This window comes from Parendozoicomonas verongulae (genome assembly GCF_009711465.1).
Lineage (GTDB): Bacteria > Pseudomonadota > Gammaproteobacteria > Pseudomonadales > Endozoicomonadaceae > Sansalvadorimonas > Sansalvadorimonas verongulae.
In genome coordinates this window covers 1-234 of sequence record NZ_SMME01000063.1, presented here as the reverse complement: position 1 = coordinate 234, position 234 = coordinate 1, and the positions used below count along the sequence as shown (strand labels likewise).

1 protein-coding gene is annotated in these 234 nt (G+C 61.1%); it reads left to right on the top strand.

Going from position 1 to position 234, the window contains the following annotated elements; translation table 11 throughout:
• Positions 1–12 precede the first annotated feature (12 nt).
• A partial coding sequence (locus tag E1189_RS00085; protein WP_155158133.1) for a hypothetical protein occupies positions 13–234 on the top strand: 222 nt, incomplete at its 3' end.

Sequence of the window (234 nt, the reverse complement as noted above, 5' to 3'; positions counted from 1 at the left end):
GCTGCTCCGGCGGTGAGCGTTAAGCAGATTAACCGAAGCGAAGGTGGCGCCGCAAGGGCAGGTGGTATTCCGCCTCCCCTTACACTGGGCGTCGCGGCTGCCCCGGCGGTGAGCGTTAAGCAGGTTGACCGTATCGAAGGTAGCGCCGCAAGAGCAGGTGGTGTTCCGTTTCCCCTTGCACTGGGCGTCCTTGCTGCTCTGGCAGTGAGAGTTAAGCAAACTGGTCGAATCGAA